The organism is Sulfitobacter sp. TBRI5 (genome assembly GCF_051013555.1).
Classification (GTDB): Bacteria; Pseudomonadota; Alphaproteobacteria; order Rhodobacterales; family Rhodobacteraceae; genus JL08.
This window is the reverse complement of the sequence record NZ_CP112884.1, coordinates 337,817-354,371: the sequence shown is the minus strand read 5'-3', so window position 1 is coordinate 354,371 and position 16,555 is coordinate 337,817. Positions and strand designations below refer to the sequence as shown.

17 protein-coding genes and 1 riboswitch are annotated in these 16,555 nt (G+C 60.1%); of the genes, 7 read left to right on the top strand and 10 right to left on the bottom strand.

Translation table 11 applies throughout. The features are described from left to right. Positions 1-4: 4 nt before the first annotated feature. Positions 5-53: riboswitch (SAM-SAH riboswitch) on the bottom strand. A gap of 41 nt (positions 54-94) precedes the next feature. The 7 genes from lnt to miaB form a co-directional block, all read right to left on the bottom strand. Continuing rightward, positions 95-1,645: an apolipoprotein N-acyltransferase gene (gene lnt / locus OLX72_RS01875; protein WP_433989664.1), complete on the bottom strand. Its 1,551-nt coding sequence runs from the start codon at positions 1,643-1,645 to the stop codon at positions 95-97. Continuing rightward, the gene (locus OLX72_RS01870; protein WP_433989663.1) at positions 1,642-2,559 is read right to left on the bottom strand and encodes a hemolysin family protein; all 918 of its coding nucleotides are present in this window, start codon (positions 2,557-2,559) and stop codon (positions 1,642-1,644) included. The genes lnt and OLX72_RS01870 overlap by 4 nt, the downstream gene beginning before the upstream one ends. Then, positions 2,559-3,119 (bottom strand): rRNA maturation RNase YbeY, encoded by a 561-nt coding sequence (gene ybeY, locus OLX72_RS01865; RefSeq protein WP_433989662.1) that lies wholly within the window; start codon positions 3,117-3,119, stop codon positions 2,559-2,561. The genes OLX72_RS01870 and ybeY overlap by 1 nt, the downstream gene beginning before the upstream one ends. Further along, on the bottom strand, positions 3,112-4,122 hold the full coding sequence (locus OLX72_RS01860; RefSeq protein WP_114869109.1) for a PhoH family protein: 1,011 nt from the start codon (positions 4,120-4,122) through the stop codon (positions 3,112-3,114). Before OLX72_RS01860 ends, ybeY begins: the two co-directional genes overlap by 8 nt. A 167-nt stretch (positions 4,123-4,289) precedes the next feature. Continuing rightward, positions 4,290-4,592: a hypothetical protein gene (locus tag OLX72_RS01855; protein WP_114869110.1), complete on the bottom strand. Its 303-nt coding sequence runs from the start codon at positions 4,590-4,592 to the stop codon at positions 4,290-4,292. A 1-nt stretch (position 4,593) separates the two neighbouring features. Beyond that, positions 4,594-5,118: an OmpA family protein gene (locus OLX72_RS01850; RefSeq protein WP_114872092.1), complete on the bottom strand. Its 525-nt coding sequence runs from the start codon at positions 5,116-5,118 to the stop codon at positions 4,594-4,596. A 311-nt stretch (positions 5,119-5,429) separates the two neighbouring features. Further along, on the bottom strand, positions 5,430-6,752 hold the full coding sequence (gene miaB, locus OLX72_RS01845) for a tRNA (N6-isopentenyl adenosine(37)-C2)-methylthiotransferase MiaB (protein WP_114872093.1): 1,323 nt from the start codon (positions 6,750-6,752) through the stop codon (positions 5,430-5,432). 112 nt (positions 6,753-6,864) lie between these two features. Between miaB and OLX72_RS01840 the strand changes: the two genes are divergently transcribed. From OLX72_RS01840 to cmk, 6 genes are all read left to right on the top strand, one after another. Then, positions 6,865-7,734, top strand: coding sequence for a hypothetical protein (locus tag OLX72_RS01840; RefSeq protein WP_114869111.1), 870 nt, complete (start codon positions 6,865-6,867; stop codon positions 7,732-7,734). A gap of 19 nt (positions 7,735-7,753) precedes the next feature. After that, a complete protein-coding gene (locus OLX72_RS01835; RefSeq protein WP_433989661.1) occupies positions 7,754-8,743 on the top strand; it encodes a sterol desaturase family protein in 990 nt (329 codons plus the stop codon). Between the two features lie 71 nt (positions 8,744-8,814). After that, positions 8,815-10,221, top strand: a complete 1,407-nt coding sequence (gene gndA, locus OLX72_RS01830; RefSeq protein ID WP_433989660.1) for an NADP-dependent phosphogluconate dehydrogenase — start codon at positions 8,815-8,817, stop codon at positions 10,219-10,221. Positions 10,222-10,283: 62 nt separating this feature from the next. After that, positions 10,284-10,976: a tRNA (guanosine(46)-N7)-methyltransferase TrmB gene (trmB, locus tag OLX72_RS01825; RefSeq protein WP_433989659.1), complete on the top strand. Its 693-nt coding sequence runs from the start codon at positions 10,284-10,286 to the stop codon at positions 10,974-10,976. 89 nt (positions 10,977-11,065) lie between these two features. Continuing rightward, complete coding sequence (gene aroA / locus OLX72_RS01820; RefSeq protein ID WP_433989658.1) at positions 11,066-12,412, top strand: 3-phosphoshikimate 1-carboxyvinyltransferase; 1,347 nt, start codon at positions 11,066-11,068, stop codon at positions 12,410-12,412. Next, the gene (gene cmk, locus OLX72_RS01815) at positions 12,409-13,020 is read left to right on the top strand and encodes a (d)CMP kinase (RefSeq protein ID WP_114869115.1); all 612 of its coding nucleotides are present in this window, start codon (positions 12,409-12,411) and stop codon (positions 13,018-13,020) included. The genes aroA and cmk overlap by 4 nt, the downstream gene beginning before the upstream one ends. Before the next feature lie 138 nt (positions 13,021-13,158). On the opposite strand, the gene OLX72_RS01810 is transcribed toward cmk, so the two are convergent. Both OLX72_RS01810 and OLX72_RS01805 read right to left on the bottom strand, forming a co-directional pair. Continuing rightward, positions 13,159-14,703, bottom strand: a complete 1,545-nt coding sequence (locus OLX72_RS01810; protein WP_433989657.1) for an arylsulfatase — start codon at positions 14,701-14,703, stop codon at positions 13,159-13,161. Positions 14,704-14,854: 151 nt separating this feature from the next. Continuing rightward, a complete protein-coding gene (locus tag OLX72_RS01805) occupies positions 14,855-15,541 on the bottom strand; it encodes a cyclic nucleotide-binding domain-containing protein (RefSeq protein WP_114869116.1) in 687 nt (228 codons plus the stop codon). Positions 15,542-15,701: 160 nt separating this feature from the next. Here OLX72_RS01805 and OLX72_RS01800 point away from each other — a divergent pair, with 160 nt between their 5' ends. Further along, entirely contained in the window at positions 15,702-16,238 is a 537-nt protein-coding gene (locus OLX72_RS01800) for a hypothetical protein (protein ID WP_433989656.1), read from the top strand. Positions 16,239-16,253: 15 nt separating this feature from the next. Here OLX72_RS01800 and OLX72_RS01795 read toward each other — a convergent pair whose 3' ends face one another. After that, positions 16,254-16,553, bottom strand: a complete 300-nt coding sequence (locus OLX72_RS01795) for a DUF1330 domain-containing protein (RefSeq protein WP_114869117.1) — start codon at positions 16,551-16,553, stop codon at positions 16,254-16,256. Positions 16,554-16,555: the final 2 nt, after the last annotated feature.

Here is a 16,555-nt window from a genome sequence, read left to right as displayed (position 1 = left end):
AAAATGCTCCATTGGTTTTACCCCGCCACGTCAGGAAGCCGTTGTGGCAGGCGCTGCAAGATGCAGTACGCGGTGCGCACCACAGGGTCAATTGCTAAAGTTTTGAGCGTGCGCTCAAATTGACAGCGGCCAGCGCAAAGAGGCCTGCAAGCAACACAAGCAGCACAGGCAGGTCGCCGGTTTTGCTGTACCACGTCGCAGCCCGAGCAGGTGGCAACGGGGCATCGATAAACCCGGATGTATCCAGCGCCAGATGCCGCAGCACATGCCCCTGTGCGTCAATGATCGCCGACACGCCGGTATTGGCCGCCCGCACCATAGGTACCCCCTGTTCGATGGCCCGCATCCGCGCCTGTGCCAGATGCTGGTAGGGGCCGGAAAACGTACCGAACCACGCATCATTGGTGGCCTGCAGCAGAAAATCGGGGCGTGTCGGGGCGCGGTTCACATCCTGCGGGAAAATCGCCTCGTAACAGATCAGGGCCAGCGCGCGCCCCGCCTTGCCCAGATCCAGCAAGGCCGGGCCGGGCCCGGCGCTGAACCCGTCGCCGTCTTCGGCAGCAAGGCCGCGCAACCCGAACTGGCCCAGAACGGACCCGAACGGGATGTATTCGCCAAAGGGCACAAGGTGGTGTTTGTCATAGATGCCGGTCAGCGTGCCGTTTCCATCCAGAACAACCATGGAATTGAACAGCCGTGCGTCGTTCTGGCGCTGGATGCCCATCACAACGGTGCTGCCCTGCGCGGCATCGGTAATCACATCGAACGCGCCGTTGGCATATTCCAGCAGCGTTGGCACTGCCGTTTCCGGCCACACGATCAGATCGGGGCGCTGTCCGGTCTGACCCGGTGCGCGGGTAAACGCGACCTGCCGGTCAAAGAACAACGGGATCATATCCGGGTTCCATTTGTCGCGCTGGGCGGCGTTGGGCTGGATCAACCTGATGATCGGGGCATCGCTGCCCGCCACTGGCGCGGTATCCGGCCACAACAGCGCACCCGCCCCCAGACACAGTGCCGGCACGAAAGATATTGCGCGCCGGACCGCGCCGCCCGTCACGCTCAAAGGCATCCAGACCGCCAGCAGCGCCAGCAGAACGAGCCCGTGTGGCCCGATCACGCTGATCCACTGGATCGCCTGTGTCGACACCCAGATTTGCGACAGCACCGCCCAGGGAAACCCGGTCAACACATAGCTGCGCGCCAGCTCCGCCAGCCCAAGGCACAGCGCCAGCGCCACACCCTGCGTCCAGCGGGCAGGGGGCGGCGCCAGCCAGTGCGCCAGCGCAAACGCAGCACCCCAGAACAGCGCCAGCCCCGTTGCCATGAACACCAGCGCAAAGGGCGCCATCCACAAATGCCGCGCGGCATCCACCGCAAACGGTTCCACGATCCAGTGCAGCGCAACGGCAAAATACCCGGTACCAAACGCCCATCCGATCAGCGAAGACCGGCGCAGCGTGGCGGCAGCGGAAAACAGGACGTATCCGGCGATCAGCCCGAAAACGGCAACGGGCCACAGATCAAACGGGGCCAGCCCCAGTGCCGTCCCCGCGCCCGCAGTCACACCATAGGCATATGCGCGGCTGGGGCTGGCATCTGGCAGGGTCGTGCGGATCTGTCTGGCCCGCCGCAGCAGGTTCATGCCGCGGCCAGGCCCGGCACCCGAACGCGCAACCGCTTGATCCGGCGCGGGTCTGCATCGATCACTTCGAATTCCGGCCCGTCGGGATGTACCACAACCTCTCCGCGTGCGGGCACGCGGCTGGACAGCATGAACACCAGACCGCCCAGCGTGTCGATTTCTTCTTCGTCGACGCGGTCGTGATCTGTCAGGGACAGGCCGATTTCGGCCTCGAATTCATCCAGCGGCGTCTTGGCCAAGGCGACATAACAGCCGGGCTTTTCCTTGACCCAGTATTCGCCCTCGACCGTATCGTGTTCGTCCTCGATTTCACCGATCACCTGTTCGATCAGGTCTTCGATGGTGACAAGCCCGTCCACGCCGCCATATTCGTCGATCACCAGCGCCATATGCCGCCGTTCGGTCTGCATTTTCGTCAGCAGCACACCAATGCTCATCGACGGGGGCACGAACATCAAAGGTCGCACCATCTTTTTCAGCGAAAAGCGCCCGCCGCTGCCGTTGAAGCCATGGGTCAGCGCGAAATCCTTGAGGTGGGCCATGCCGATGGGCGTATCCAGCGTGCCGTGATAGACGGGCAGGCGGGTCAGGCCGCTGTCGCGGAACACCGCAACAAGTTCGTCCTTGGTGATCGTGTCGGGCACCGCCACGATATCCGCTGTCGGAATCGCCACGTCTTCGACGCGCAGGCGTCGCAGATTGATCATGCCATGTGATGCGGGGCGCGGCGCCTCTGTCGGGGCGTCGGGGGTGGCTTCGTCCATTTCGGACGGGCTGAGCGCCTCAATCACTCTTCGGAAGAAACCGGGCCTGTCTGTAACCAGCGTATCGCCCTGATCTGTCTCGTTTAACTCGTCTTGCTCTGTCGGCTGCGCGCTGCGCGCTGCGTTAGAGGAACCGTCAATATCGCCCATCAATCCAATCCAGAATGGGGCCGTGCGGCCCCGTTATCGTCCCTATATGGGTCATCCAACCCCATGCTGCCAAGTATATCCGTCTCAAGATCTTCCATCAAAGTGGCATCTTGGTCACGCACGTGGTCATACCCCAACAAATGTAACACAGCGTGAACGATCAGATGTGTGGTGTGATTCACAAGCGGCAGACCGGCTTTGTCCGCTTCGGATTGGCAAGTTTCAAAGGCAATTGCAATATCCCCCAATTCGATGGGCATATCTGCGCCTGTCGGGAAAAACGCAGTCTTGCAAGGGGGATGTGGCGGGTCGCCTGCCTTTTTCGGCGCCAGATCCTCGCTTGGCCAGCTTAAAACATTGGTGGGCACGGGTTTGCCGCGAAAATCGGCATTCAGATCGGCGATACGCGTATCGCTGCAACCCAGCAGGCTGATTTCAAAGCGCGCGGGATCATGGCCCAGAAAAGCCAGTGTTACGCAGGTGGCACGTTCGGCCACGTCTTCAAGATTGATGGTTTGCCATCTTTTGTCTTCGATCTGGCACAGGACGCTGTCAGGCACTGTCTTTCTCGTAGGCCTCGATAATGGCGGCCACCAGCGGATGGCGCACAACGTCCTTGGAGGTGAAGTAATTAAAGCTGATCTTGGGGATGCTGTTCAGCAACCGTTCGGCATCGGCAAGGCCGCTGGGCACTCCGCGTGGCAGATCGATCTGGGTGCGGTCGCCCGTGATCACCATGCGGCTGCCTTCGCCAAGGCGGGTCAGGAACATTTTCATCTGCATCGTCGTGGCGTTCTGCGCCTCGTCCAGCACAACAAAGGCGTTGGACAATGTACGCCCCCGCATGAACGCAAGCGGCGCAATCTCGATCAGTTTTTCCTCGGTCATTTTGGCCAGTTGCTTGGCGGGCAGAAAATCGTTCAGCGCGTCATAAAGCGGCTGCATGTAGGGATCGACCTTTTCCTTCATGTCGCCGGGCAGAAAGCCAAGCCGTTCGCCCGCTTCAACAGCGGGGCGCGACAGGATGATCTTGTCGACCTGACCATTCAGAAACATGTTCACGCCCACGGCGACGGCCAGATAGGTCTTGCCGGTACCGGCCGGGCCGATACCAAAGGCCAGTTCGTTTTCAAACAGTGCCTGAACATAGGCTTTCTGTGCATCGGTGCGCGGTTCGACCAGCCGCTTGCGGGTCTTGATTTCAACCTTACCGCCCTTGAACATTTCAAGTTGGGTGGACAGGCTTGCGCCGTCCTCTTCGCTGCCCATGCGGAATTCGCGATCGATATCGCCGGCTTCCACCGCGCGCCCCGCCTCAAGCCGTGCATAAAGCGATTGCAGGATGTCGGTGGCTTGTTTCTGTGCTTCGGGGGCACCGATAACTGCGATCTGGTTGCCCCGTCGCAACAACTGCACCGCCAGTTTCTGTTCTATATCCGCAAGGTTGCGATCAAATTCGCCACACAGATCAATCAGCAAACGGTTATCGGGAAATTCCACCAGCACTTCGGGCGCGGGATCGGAAGGGGGCGGGGGAGTCTGGGCACTGATTGCCAAACGCATATCCTTAGCTAAACAACCTGTGGGGATGGTGCCAATATCCGAACCCAAGCGCAAGCGGCTGGATCAATAATATCATAAAAGAGTCACAAAAACTGCCGCATCGCGCATAAACAAACAGGCCCGCCGTGTTCAGGGCGGGCCGGTGCACTTTTGCGAATGGTCTGGCGTCAGATCGGGTCTTCGACCGTGGTGCCGCGTTTGAACGGCCCCACCGCATACCCCGGAGGCGCGATGCCCGAACAGACAGGTTTTCCGTCAGGTTGCAACCGTTGCGACAGGTAGCCTTCAAAGCCATCGTCAATGATCCAGTGATCGCAGCCGTTGGGATCGACCCAAATGCCAGCCGTCAGGCCAGTCAGCGATTTTTTGTCCAGACCGCCATCGACCGTCTTGTCGGCGTTGCTGGACAATTCACACGCCGACATGGCGCAAACGGCCCCGAGGGCACACAATATCTTCAGAACAGACATCTCAGCCCCCCTTGTAGCGTAAACACAGGATTTCGACGCGGCGGTTTTGCGCGCGCCCTTCTGCCGTGGCATTCGAAGCCTTGGGCTGCCGTTCACCGTAGCCACGGATTTCCGCCACTCTGACCCCGGCCGATCGCGCGACCCTGGCAACCGCATTGGCGCGGTTTTGCGACAGGCGCATGTTATAGCTGTCCGATGCGCGGCTGTCGGTGTGGCCGACGATGATAAAGGATTCAGCGGTGGCGCTGGTGAAGAATTCACGCAGACGCTGCTGGCCCGCGGCGTTGATCGAATAACGGTCGGTGGCAAAGAACTGATCGGTGTTCATCACGCCGCAGACTTTGCCCCGATGACAGACAGGCCGCCCGTCGCGGGTGACATGGGGCGACATGTAGCCTTCGATCCCGTCATCCATGACCCAGTGTTCGCATCCGTCCGGATCGACCCAGATGGTCGGGACATAACGTTCGCCCTTGATTGTCCGAGGTTCACCGGAACTTACGGCGTCCGATTGCGCCGATGCCATCTGCGGAAAAAATACCGCGCTGGCAAATACAATCGCGGACGCTGATAATGACGCCCGCATTGCGCGGATAAAAGTACACACCACAACACTATCCTTTAACTATTCCCCAAAAAGACACGCGTTCCACATTGCAGACGCTCTGCCTTTCCCTCACGTCAAAAAGTCTAGGAACAAAATATCGCTCTGTGAAGCCGCTTTGACTACATATTGTGTCTAAATCGGCCACATTGGGCTAGGGATCGGGTAAATTGGATAGTTTTCGCGAACTCAGGATCGCGTCAGGATAGAACACGCAGTGTTTTCGAAATACCTTAGATTGATTCCCCCGCCAGCGAATTCGTGGTGCTGGACACGATTCTGGCCCGTACCAGATCGCCCGCCTGCGCATTCGATCCGGTCACATGCACCGCGTGCAGATATTCCGATTTGCCCACCATCTGTCCCGGCCAGCGCCCCGGCTTTTCGATCAGCACGGTTACATCGCGCCCGACCATCGCGTCCTGAATGGCGCGCTGGTCGCGGGTGATGATCGTCTGAAGACGCTGCAACCGCTCGGCCCTGACGTCTTCGGGCACCTGCGGGCGTTCCATCGCCGGCGTGCCGGGGCGGGTCGAATACTTGAACGAAAATGCATAGCCATAGCGCACCGCCTCGACCAGATCGAGCGTTGCCTGAAAATCGTCATCGGTTTCTTCGGGAAAGCCGGTGATGAAATCCCCCGACAGCACGATATCGGGGCGCGCGGCGCGAATGCGTTCGATCAGGCGCAGATATTGTTCGGCGGTATGGCCGCGGTTCATCCGTTTCAGAATAGGGTCTGATCCCGACTGCACCGGCAGATGCAGATAGGGCATCAGCTTGGCGCAGGTGCCGTGCGCCTCGATCAGATCATCGCTCATGTCATTGGGGTGGGACGTCGTGAACCGGATGCGTTCCAGCCCGTCGATCTTGTCCAGCGCCCAGATCAGTTGGGCAAGGGTCTGTTCCGATCCGTCCGGACCGGCGCCGTGATAGGCGTTTACGTTCTGGCCCAGCAGCGTGATTTCGCGCACGCCGCGTTCGACCAGATCCTGCGCCTCGCGCAGGATGCGGTCCACCGGGCGGCTGATTTCGGCACCGCGTGTATAGGGCACGACGCAGAAGGCACAAAACTTGTCACAGCCTTCCTGCACGGTCAGAAACGCGGTTGGACCGCGCGCTGCCTTGGGGCGCGATTTCAGCTTTTCGAATTTGTCCTCTTCAGGAAAATCCGTATCCAGCGCCTTGATGCCTTCGCGGGTCTTGGCCTCCATCTCGGGCAGGCGGTGATAGGATTGCGGCCCCACCACCAGATCGACAGCAGGCTGACGGCGCATGATCTCGGCGCCTTCGGCCTGCGCCACGCACCCGGCCACACCGATTTTTAGGTCCGGATTGGTGGCCTTGTGCACCTTCAGTCGTCCCAGTTCGGAATACACCTTTTCCGCCGCCTTTTCGCGGATATGGCAGGTGTTCAGCAGGATCATGTCCGCCTCGTCCGCCTTGTCCGTCGTGACATAGCCCTGACCGCCCAGGGCTTCGGCCATGCGTTCACTGTCATAGACGTTCATCTGGCAACCATAGGTCTTGATAAACAGCTTTTTGGGCGCGGACATGGTATAAAACTTTCTGCGGATGTGATGCGCCGCCTGACTAGACCAAGCAGGGGTGGCTTGCAATGCAAACGGAATTAACGGATTTTGCAGAAAACCGGTAGATGCAGGCCCCATGAGATATTCTTCGATCAGCGATTTTCTGAATGTCGGCAAGGCCGCGCTGGCCAAGGGGCCGGTTGCCATGGTGCTGGTCGAAGACGATGTCGAGGTGGACACAACCTTGCGTCACCATCTGCAATCGGGCTTCCATCAGGTTCTGGCGCTGATGCCGCCCAGCTTTGCGCTGCCCGATGATCTGGCCGGTGTGGTGCACCGGATCGATTACGATATGTCGCGGCAAGGCGCGATGGAAACGGCGGTGAACCAGATTATCGCGGCTGCACCGGGCACCTGGCTTTATTACTGCTTCAACGCCGAATACCTGTTTTTCCCGTTTTGCGAGTCCCGCACTGTCGGCGAAATGCTGTCCTTTCATACGGAAGAGCGGCGCGATGCCATGCTGAGCTATGTGATCGATCTTTACGCCTCTGACCTGAACGCCAATCCGAACGCGGTATCGCTGGAACAGGCGTGTCTGGACAAATCGGGCTATTACGCGCTGGCGCGCACCGATCCGGCCAATCACGATCACCCCAAGGAACGGCAGCTTGATTTTTTCGGCGGGTTGCGCTGGCGCTATGAAGAACATGTGCCGCAACTGCGGCGCAAGATTGATCGCGTGGCCCTGTTTCGTGCCAAGCCGGGGCTGAAACTGCGCGATGATCACACGTTCAACGACGAAGAATACAACACCTATGCCTGTCCGTGGCACAATAACCTGACATCGGCGATCTGTTCGTTCCGCACCGCCAAGGCGCTGAAACGCAACCCCGGCAGCACGTTCGAGATTGAAACCTTTACCTGGCACAATTCGACACCGTTTGAATGGCATTCGCGGCAATTGCTGGATCTGGGGCTGATGGAGCCGGGCCAGTGGTTCTGATCGCGATGGGAATACGGCGATGACGCAGACCGACAAACCGGACAGTATCGCGGGTTGGAACCATGTGCCCGACGTTCCGATCGCCGTGTCGCCGTTTTTCAGCTGGCCCCCCGATCCGCGCAGAATGGCAGGCTGGGTTGCGGCGCGCTGGCTGTCGCTGGCCGAAAACAGCCTTCTTGTCGGGCTGGCCCTGATCTGCTGGACATGGTTGCAACCGTCCTTGGCCGAAATGGAAACCCTGGCCCTGGGATGGATCGCGCAGATCTGGCTGCGCAACACCATCCTGATGCTGTTGGTGGCCGGCGGGCTGCATCTTTACTTTTTCCACCACAGGAAACAGGGCGACCGGTTGAAGTACGATCCGCGTGATCTGGCTACAAAAGGCAAACAGTTCAGCTTTGGCGGGCAGGTGCGTGACAACATGTTCTGGTCGCTGACCAGCGGCGTCGGGTTCTGGACAGCGTATGAGGTTCTGATGTTCCACGCGATGGCGAACGGGTGGGCGCCGGTTCTGCTGTGGTCTGACAATCCGGTCTGGTTCGTCGCCCTGTTTTTTCTGACCCCGATCTGGATATCGTTCCATTTCTACTGGATTCACCGCGCGCTGCACTGGGGGCCGCTTTACCGGCTGGTGCATGCGCTGCATCACCGCAACGTCAATGTCGGCCCTTGGTCGGGCCTGTCGATGCATCCGGTGGAACATATCGCCTTTTTCAGTTCGGTCCTGATCCATTTCATTGTGCCGGCCCATCCGCTGCACATCCTGTTTCACATGCAGCATCAGGCGCTGACGGCGGCAACATCGCACACCGGCTTTGAAAATCTGCTGGTCAAGGATCGCAAGCGTCTGGCGCTGGGCACGTTCCACCACCAGATGCATCATCGTTACTTCGAGGTGAATTACGGCAATCTGGAAATGCCATGGGACAAGTGGTTCGGCTCGTTTCACGATGGTACCGGCGTGGCCCATGAAAAGATGAAAACACGGCGCAAACGGCTGGGGCGCTGATCGGGGCGCTTGCGCTTGCGCGGTCAGCGGATAAGTTTAGCGCAAACATGAACGACAAGGGCGCACGGCACATGGCACAGGCGGATATCGGGGTTTACGGCCTTGGCACCATGGGCAGCGCGCTGGCGCTGAACCTTGCGGATCATGGGTTTCGCGTGGCCGTGACCAACCGCGAAACCGACTGGATCGCCGATTTTGTCAGCGAAGCCGGCCCGCTGGCACAGCATCTGGTGCCCGCGGCAACGCTGGAACAGTTCGTGGCCGCGCTGAAAACCCCGCGCACCATCCTGTTCATGATCCCGTCCGGCGCACCGATGGATGCGATGATTGCCGCTGTCACGCCGCTGCTGTCAGACGGGGACACGATCATTGATGGTGGCAACGCCGATTTCAACGCGACGCGGGCCCGCGATGCCGCCTTGCAGGGCAGTGGCATCCACTTTGTCGGCATGGGCGTATCTGGCGGGGAAGAAGGCGCACGCCACGGTCCGTCGATGATGGTGGGGGGCAGCGATCACAGCTGGGTGCAGCTCAAACCCATGGCCGAGGCGATTGCCGCCAAATACAAGGGCGACCCTTGCGTGGCCCATGTTGGCCCCGATGGCGCGGGGCATTTCGTGAAAACCGTGCACAACGGTATCGAATATGCCGACATGCAGATGATCGCCGAACTTTACGGCCTGTTGCGGGATGGGGCAGGGCGCAATGCGCCGCAAATCGGCGAGGTGTTCGCGCGCTGGAACGCAGGACCGCTGCAATCCTATCTGATGAATATTTCGGCCCGTGTTCTGCAATCGGTCGATCCCGAAACCGGGCACCCGATGGTGGATGTGATTCTGGACAAGGCCGGGCAAAAAGGCACTGGCCGCTGGACCGTGATCGAGGCGCTGAAACTGGGCCAGTCGGCCAGCGCGATTGAGGCGGCGATTGCCGCGCGCGGCTGGTCATCGGAAAAAGACGCGCGTCAGGCGGGCGAAACCGTGTTGGCTGCTGATGCGCAACCTGCGGCCGTTCCGCAGGACGCAGATCTTGAAAATGCGATGCTGGCCGGGCGTATTCTGGCCCATGCGCAGGGGTTTCGCCTGCTTCAGGCGGCATCGGATGAGTTTGGCTGGTCGCTTGATCTGGCGCGGATCGCAGAAATCTGGCGGGCGGGCTGTATCATCCGCTCGGCGCTGCTGGATGATTTTGCCGCTGCCCTGCGCAGCGACATGCCGTTCGGGCACATGATTCTGGCGCCCCGCATGGTTGACATGCTGGCTGCGTCCATCGGCCCGCTGCGCCGCGTGGTGGCACAGGCCGCGCTTGCGGGCGTGCCGGTTCCGGCCCTCTCCGGTGCGCTTTCGTGGTACGACACCATGCGGCACGGTCGCGGCAGCACCAACATGATACAGGCGCAGCGCGATTTCTTTGGCGCACACGGCTTTGAACGGTTGGACAAGGACGGAAAACATCACGGGATGTGGATGCGCGACTGATCCGGCGCAACCGGCTTTGCCCCCCGTTGCTCCTGTCTGCAACTGTCGCTAAACCCGCGCTCATGACATATCCAGATCGCCCGCACCGCAATTTCTATGGCCGCCTGAAAGGGCAGGCCCTGCGCGACAGCCAGAAAACCTATCTGGATCAGGATCTGGCGCGCCTGTCGCCCGGCCCGGTGGGATGGGATGAAAACCCCAAACGCCTGCCGCTTGAGCTGAACGCCCGTTTCAACGGCAAACCGGTCTGGCTGGAAATCGGCTTTGGCGGTGGGGAACACATGGTGCATCAGGCCAGCCGGAACCCCGATGTCGGGATCATCGGGTGCGAGCCCTATATCAACGGCGTGGCCATGCTTTTGGGCAAGATCCGCAAGGCCGGCGTTGAAAACCTGAACGTGTTTCCCGGTGATGTGCGCGATATGTTCGATGTGCTGCCCGATGCATCGATCGAGCGTGCGTTCCTTCTTTATCCTGATCCCTGGCCGAAAACGCGCCACCATCGCCGCCGGTTTGTCACCCCCGAACATCTGGGACCGCTGGCGCGGGTGATGAAACCGGGAGCGCTGTTTCGTGTGGCCACCGACATCGAGGATTACGTGCGCCAGACGCTGGAAGAGGTGCCAGCCGCCGGGTTCGAGCGCGTAAAGGCCGATATTCACACGCCCTGGCCCGACTGGATTTCAACGCGCTATGAACAAAAGGCGCTGCGCGAAGGCCGGCCGCCGCATTATCTGACGTTCCGCCGTAGCTAGGGCCGGCCACCGGACGTTCTGCGCTGGACCCGTCCGGCCCGATTGGCTAAGCCTGCCCAAATACCACTTCGCAGGAAAGACCGTACCCCATGTCCAGCCATGCCACGCCGATCCCGATGACCTCTGCCGCCTGCGGTCCGCTGACGGGTGTGGCCGATGTGCCGGGCGACAAATCCATTTCCCATCGGTCGCTGATCCTTGGGGCGATGGCGGTGGGCGAAACCCGGATTTCCGGCCTGCTTGAAGGCGAAGATGTGCTGGATACCGCCGCCGCGATGCGCGCCTTCGGGGCCGAAGTGACCGATCTGGGCCATGGCAACTGGTCGGTGCATGGCGTTGGCGTGGGTGGGTTTGCCGAGCCGGACTGGGTGATTGACTGCGGTAATTCTGGCACCAGCGTGCGCCTGATCATGGGTGCGATGGCAACGTGCCCGATCACCGCAACCTTTTCCGGCGATGCCAGTCTGAACAAACGCCCCATGGCGCGTGTGACCGATCCGATTGCCCTGTTCGGTGCGGTGTCTGTCGGGCGTTCGGGCGGGCGGTTGCCGATGACGATTGTCGGCGCGGCCAATCCTGTGCCGGTGCGCTATACCGTGCCGATGCCGTCGGCGCAGGTGAAGTCGGCGGTGCTGCTGGCGGGGCTGAATGCGCCGGGCCAGACCGTCGTGATCGAAAAAGAAGCCACGCGCGATCACACCGAACGTATGCTGGCAGGTTTCGGCGCCGAGATCACAACCGAAGTCACCGAAGAAGGCCGCGTGATCACCCTGACCGGGCAACCCGAACTGCAACCGCAAACCATTACCGTACCGCGTGATCCGTCCAGCGCGGCGTTTCCGGTCTGTGCAGCACTGATCGTGCCGGGGTCGGACGTTCTGATCCCCAATATCGGTCTGAACCCGACGCGCGCGGGCCTGTTCATCACCCTGCGCGACATGGGCGCCGATCTGACCTATGAAAACGAACGCCTTGAAGGCGGCGAACCCGTCGCCGACCTGCGCGCGCGCTATTCGCCGGATATGAAAGGCATCGCCGTGCCGCCCGAACGCGCGGCCAGCATGATCGACGAATACCCGATCCTGTCTGTCGTGGCGGCCTTTGCGCAGGGCGACACCGAAATGCGCGGCGTCAAGGAATTGCGGGTCAAGGAAAGCGACCGGATCGATGCCATGGCCACCGGCCTGCGCGCCTGCGGCGTCACCGTTGAAGACGGACCCGATTGGTGGGTGGTGACCGGCGGCAAAACCGTTGAGGGCGGCGCGCGTTGTGCCAGCCATCTGGATCACCGGATTGCCATGTCGTTCATGGTGCTGGGCATGGCCACAGAGCAACCCGTGCAACTGGATGACGGATCGCCGATTGCCACGTCCTTTCCGATATTCGAACCACTTATGGCCCGGTTGGGCGCGCAGATCACGCGCGATCCGGGATGAGCTTTACCGTCGCCATCGACGGCCCTGCCGCTGCCGGCAAGGGCACGATTTCCAAGGCAGTCGCCGCGCATTTCCGCTTTGCCCATCTGGATACCGGTCTGTTGTACCGTGCAGTCGGGGCCAAAACGCTGGACGGGGCCGACCCGGTCGAGGCGGCGCGCAACCTTGATCCGGTCGATCTGGAAAATGCCCGCCTGCGCACCCCCGATGTGGCACAGGCCGCCAGCCGTGTCGCGGTGTTGCCCGATGTGCGCGCCGCGCTGACCGATTTCCAGCGCAGTTTCGCCCGCCGTCCGGGTGGTGCGGTACTGGACGGGCGCGACATCGGCACGGTCATCTGCCCTGAGGCCGAGGTGAAACTGTTTGTCACTGCCAGCGCCGAAGTGCGCGCGCGCCGCCGTTATGACGAACTGCTGGCCAAGGGCCACGAGGTGACGCTGGAGGCTGTTCTGGCCGATGTGCAAAGCCGCGATGCGCGCGACAGCGACCGCGCCACAGCCCCCCTGATCCCTGCTGATGGGGCAGTTGTTCTTGATACGTCCGAGCTGAGCATTGACGAAGCTGTCGCCACTGCGATTGCAGCCGTGCAGGCGACCAGAGCGATTTAGAACCGCATCAACATACGCCCTACACTTTGCGATGACACATCGTGGATCGCACCGTTCATTGAAACCACGACAAAGGAAAAAGTGAAAAAGCCGCGCGCCCGGCTGGTTCCCGAACGCGCGACCATTGTTTCAGACGGGTTACTGCATACCCTTGCTCATGAAATCTTCGACGATATTGGACATATTGAACGAAGTTCCGCCCTGCACCGGCGGGTACTCGGCCAGCGTTTGCAGGCGCTGGCCCATCAACACGCCCATCGGCTGGATCAACCACGATACTTTTTGCATCAGATGCCCGTAGGCGTCTGTGGTGTCATAGCTTTCGAACAGATCCTGACGGATGTTAAAGACCAGGGGCACCGTGCGCGGCACGACGTTGGCATAATAGTCTTCCTTGGTCGAGAAATGGAACTTCCACGGCCCCATTCGCACCGCTGTCATGATGCTTTCATAATAGTGAAAGATATGCGTGCGGTTTGTGTTGTCCTGTTCGCCCTTCCAGTACGCAAGGTTGTTGATACCGTCGATGAACTGGTCGTCCTCTTGCAGCACTTTTGCGGCCACGTCCTCGATACCGGCAGCAGCGGCCAGTGTCGTGAACATGTCCTGATGCGCCTGCATCCCGTTCAGTGTTGTCCGTTCGGGCAAAATACCGGGCCAGCGGATCATCGAAGGCACGCGCACGCCGCCTTCATAGGTTGTCATCTTTTCGCCGCGGAACGGGGTTGTGGCCCCGTGTGGCCAGGATGAATGTTCCGGCCCGTTATCGGTGGAATACCAGACGATTGTGTTGTCGCTCAGTCCGCGTTCGTCAAGCCAGTCAAGCACCAGACCGATATCATGGTCGTGTTGCAACATGCCTGATCCATGCATGTCGGCCTCGGATGTGAACTCTTCCGCGGCATAGCGCCATTCTTCGTTCAGACGGGTGTAAAGATGCATCCGGCTGGTGTTGAGCCAGACAAAAAACGGCTCGTTCGCCTCTTGTGCGTTGGCCATGAATTGCTTGGCCAACGGAATAACCTCGGCTTCGTCAAACATTTTCATCCGCTCTTGCGTCAGCGGGCCGGTATCTTCGATGGTCTGGTTGCCGACCACGCCGAAACGGGGGTGCTCGGTTTCGTCAAACGTGTCGGTTGCAAAGCTGTGGATCACGCCGCGCGTTCCGAACCGTTCTTCATATGCCTCAAGCGAACCGGCAAATTGTTCCCCGAAGCGCTGATAGTCGCGCTGTTCGGATTCTTCCTGCGTGTTCAGGTGATAAAGGTTGCCAAAAAACTCATCAAACCCGTGTAGAGTGGGCAGATGTTCGTTGCGGTCCCCCAGATGGTTCTTGCCGAAATGGCCGGTCCGATAGCCGATATCCTTCAGTTCTTCGGACAAAGTAGGCGACGCCGCCTGAAGCCCAAGCGGCGATCCCGGCTGCCCCACTGTCGTCATGCCGGACCGGATCGGATACTGGCCCGTGATGAACGCCGCGCGTCCTGCTGTGCAACTGGGCTGGGCATAGTGATCGGTAAACCGGATGCCTTCATTGGCGATCCGGTCGATATTGGGGGTGGTATAACCCATCGTTCCGGCCCCGTAGGCAGACAGGTTCTGCCAGCCGATATCATCCCCCCAGATCACCAGGATATTGGGGCGCGACGTATCCTGTGCCGACGCAAACACGGCACAGAACATGGTGATGCAACATGCAGAAATTGTAACAGATTTATAAAAAATTTTGGCATACCCTCCTGTTTTGAAAATATAATATTGGGATGATAGATTGATCCTGCCTGCTTTCAAGTCAGGATTGTATGAAATTATTGTGGCGCAACCATGCGTCTGGCTAACCGGTGGCTTTGGGTCGTGCGTTCAGCGCCAGTATCTTGGTTTTGAGATCCTGCGCGATGCCCATTTCGATCGCTTCAGCCAGTTCCGGCGCGACGACGCGCATTTTGCGGATTTCATATGTCGGGATCATCCAGTAGCGCGACGGCGCGGCAACCACCGCCGTGGCGGACGCGTTGCTGTTGTCCAGCAGGGACATTTCGCCGATGAAGTTGCCCGGACCACAGGTGCCGACCTTGTGACCATCGCACATGATATCAACCTGTCCGGACAGCAGGTACACCAGAAAGCGCACCGGCCGGTTCTGCCGGGTCAGTTCGGTGCCCGCTGTGCCATCGGCCCAGAACCCCATGTTCAGGATCGCGCGCGCAAAATGCGGGTCCAGCCGCGACAGGCGTGCATTGACCAGCGCCTGTTCGTCCGCGTTGAATCTTGTGCGTCGGTTCTTGTTCCAGATCAGGGCGATCTGCACCACGTTGACCGTAACCAGCAGCGTTTCCCAGAATACGCCGATCGGATCCTTGAGCCAGATCGTATCATAGGTGATGGCCACGAGGGCCGAGGCGATCACCAGTATGCGCAACCGGGTGATATCGCGCATCAGCATCGATGCGACCAGCAACAGATAAGACGTGTGCCCGACAAGCCCGCCCGTCGAAAACGCCGATTCCAGTGTAAGTTCCATTCAGGCGTCTCCGTTTGAACTGTGCAAAACGCTACAGCGCAAAGCGGTTTCGATCCAGCCGCTTAGGCGATGCGGGCAAAATGCCTCACCAAAGTGTGGTTTGGGATTGAACCGTCGGCAGGCTAGGGTGAATTGCGAAACCACGGCGAAAGGATAGATCATGCGCACCCTTATTCTGGCGCTGCTGTTTGCGGGGGGCGTTGCGCGCCTTGCGCAGGCGCAAGAGGACGCCCCGACCACGGAACCACCGATGACGCTGGACCGTATGGCGCAGATCGTGATGGCGCTTGATCCCGAAGCAAAACAGATGGGGCCCGCGTTCGAGTTGTCGATAGACGATGTGCCGATCCTGATCATCACCGATCCGCGCGCCGACCGGATGCGCGCGATGGTGCCGATCCGTCTGGCCGAAGATATTGATGCGGCGGAATGGCAGCGCCTTATGCAGGCCAATTTCGACAGCGCGCTGGATGCGCGATATGCCGTGGCGCAGGGGCGTTTGTGGGCGGTTTTCATCCACCCGTTGTCGCCGCTGGAGCGGGATCAGTTCATTTCGGGCATCGGCCAGACGGTGAATGTCGCCCAGACCTATGGATCGCTTTACACCGGCGGGGCGATGCAGTTCGGGGGCGGCGATTCCGTTCCGTTACAGCGCCAGCTGATCGACCGGTTGTTGGAAAAGGGCGAAGAAATCTAGGGCACGCCTGGGCCGCTATTGGCCCGGATCGATCCCTTCGACACTGACAAGCCGGGCGGAACTGCACGCATCACGGATTGATTTGAGACCCTGATAGGTTGCGCTGTTGTAGAAACTCTCGAAATGCGCGACCGAAGGGAATTCAAGCAGCACGATCCGGCGCGGCTCCCAATCGCCCTCATAAACCTTGTGCGCCCCGCCGCGTGACAGATATTTCGCACCTGCCGCTTCAAGCGCGGGTTTCACGCCAAGCATAAAGCTTTGATATTGCTCGGCATCGTGGATTTCGACGTCAAAAATCGCATAGGCTGCCATGG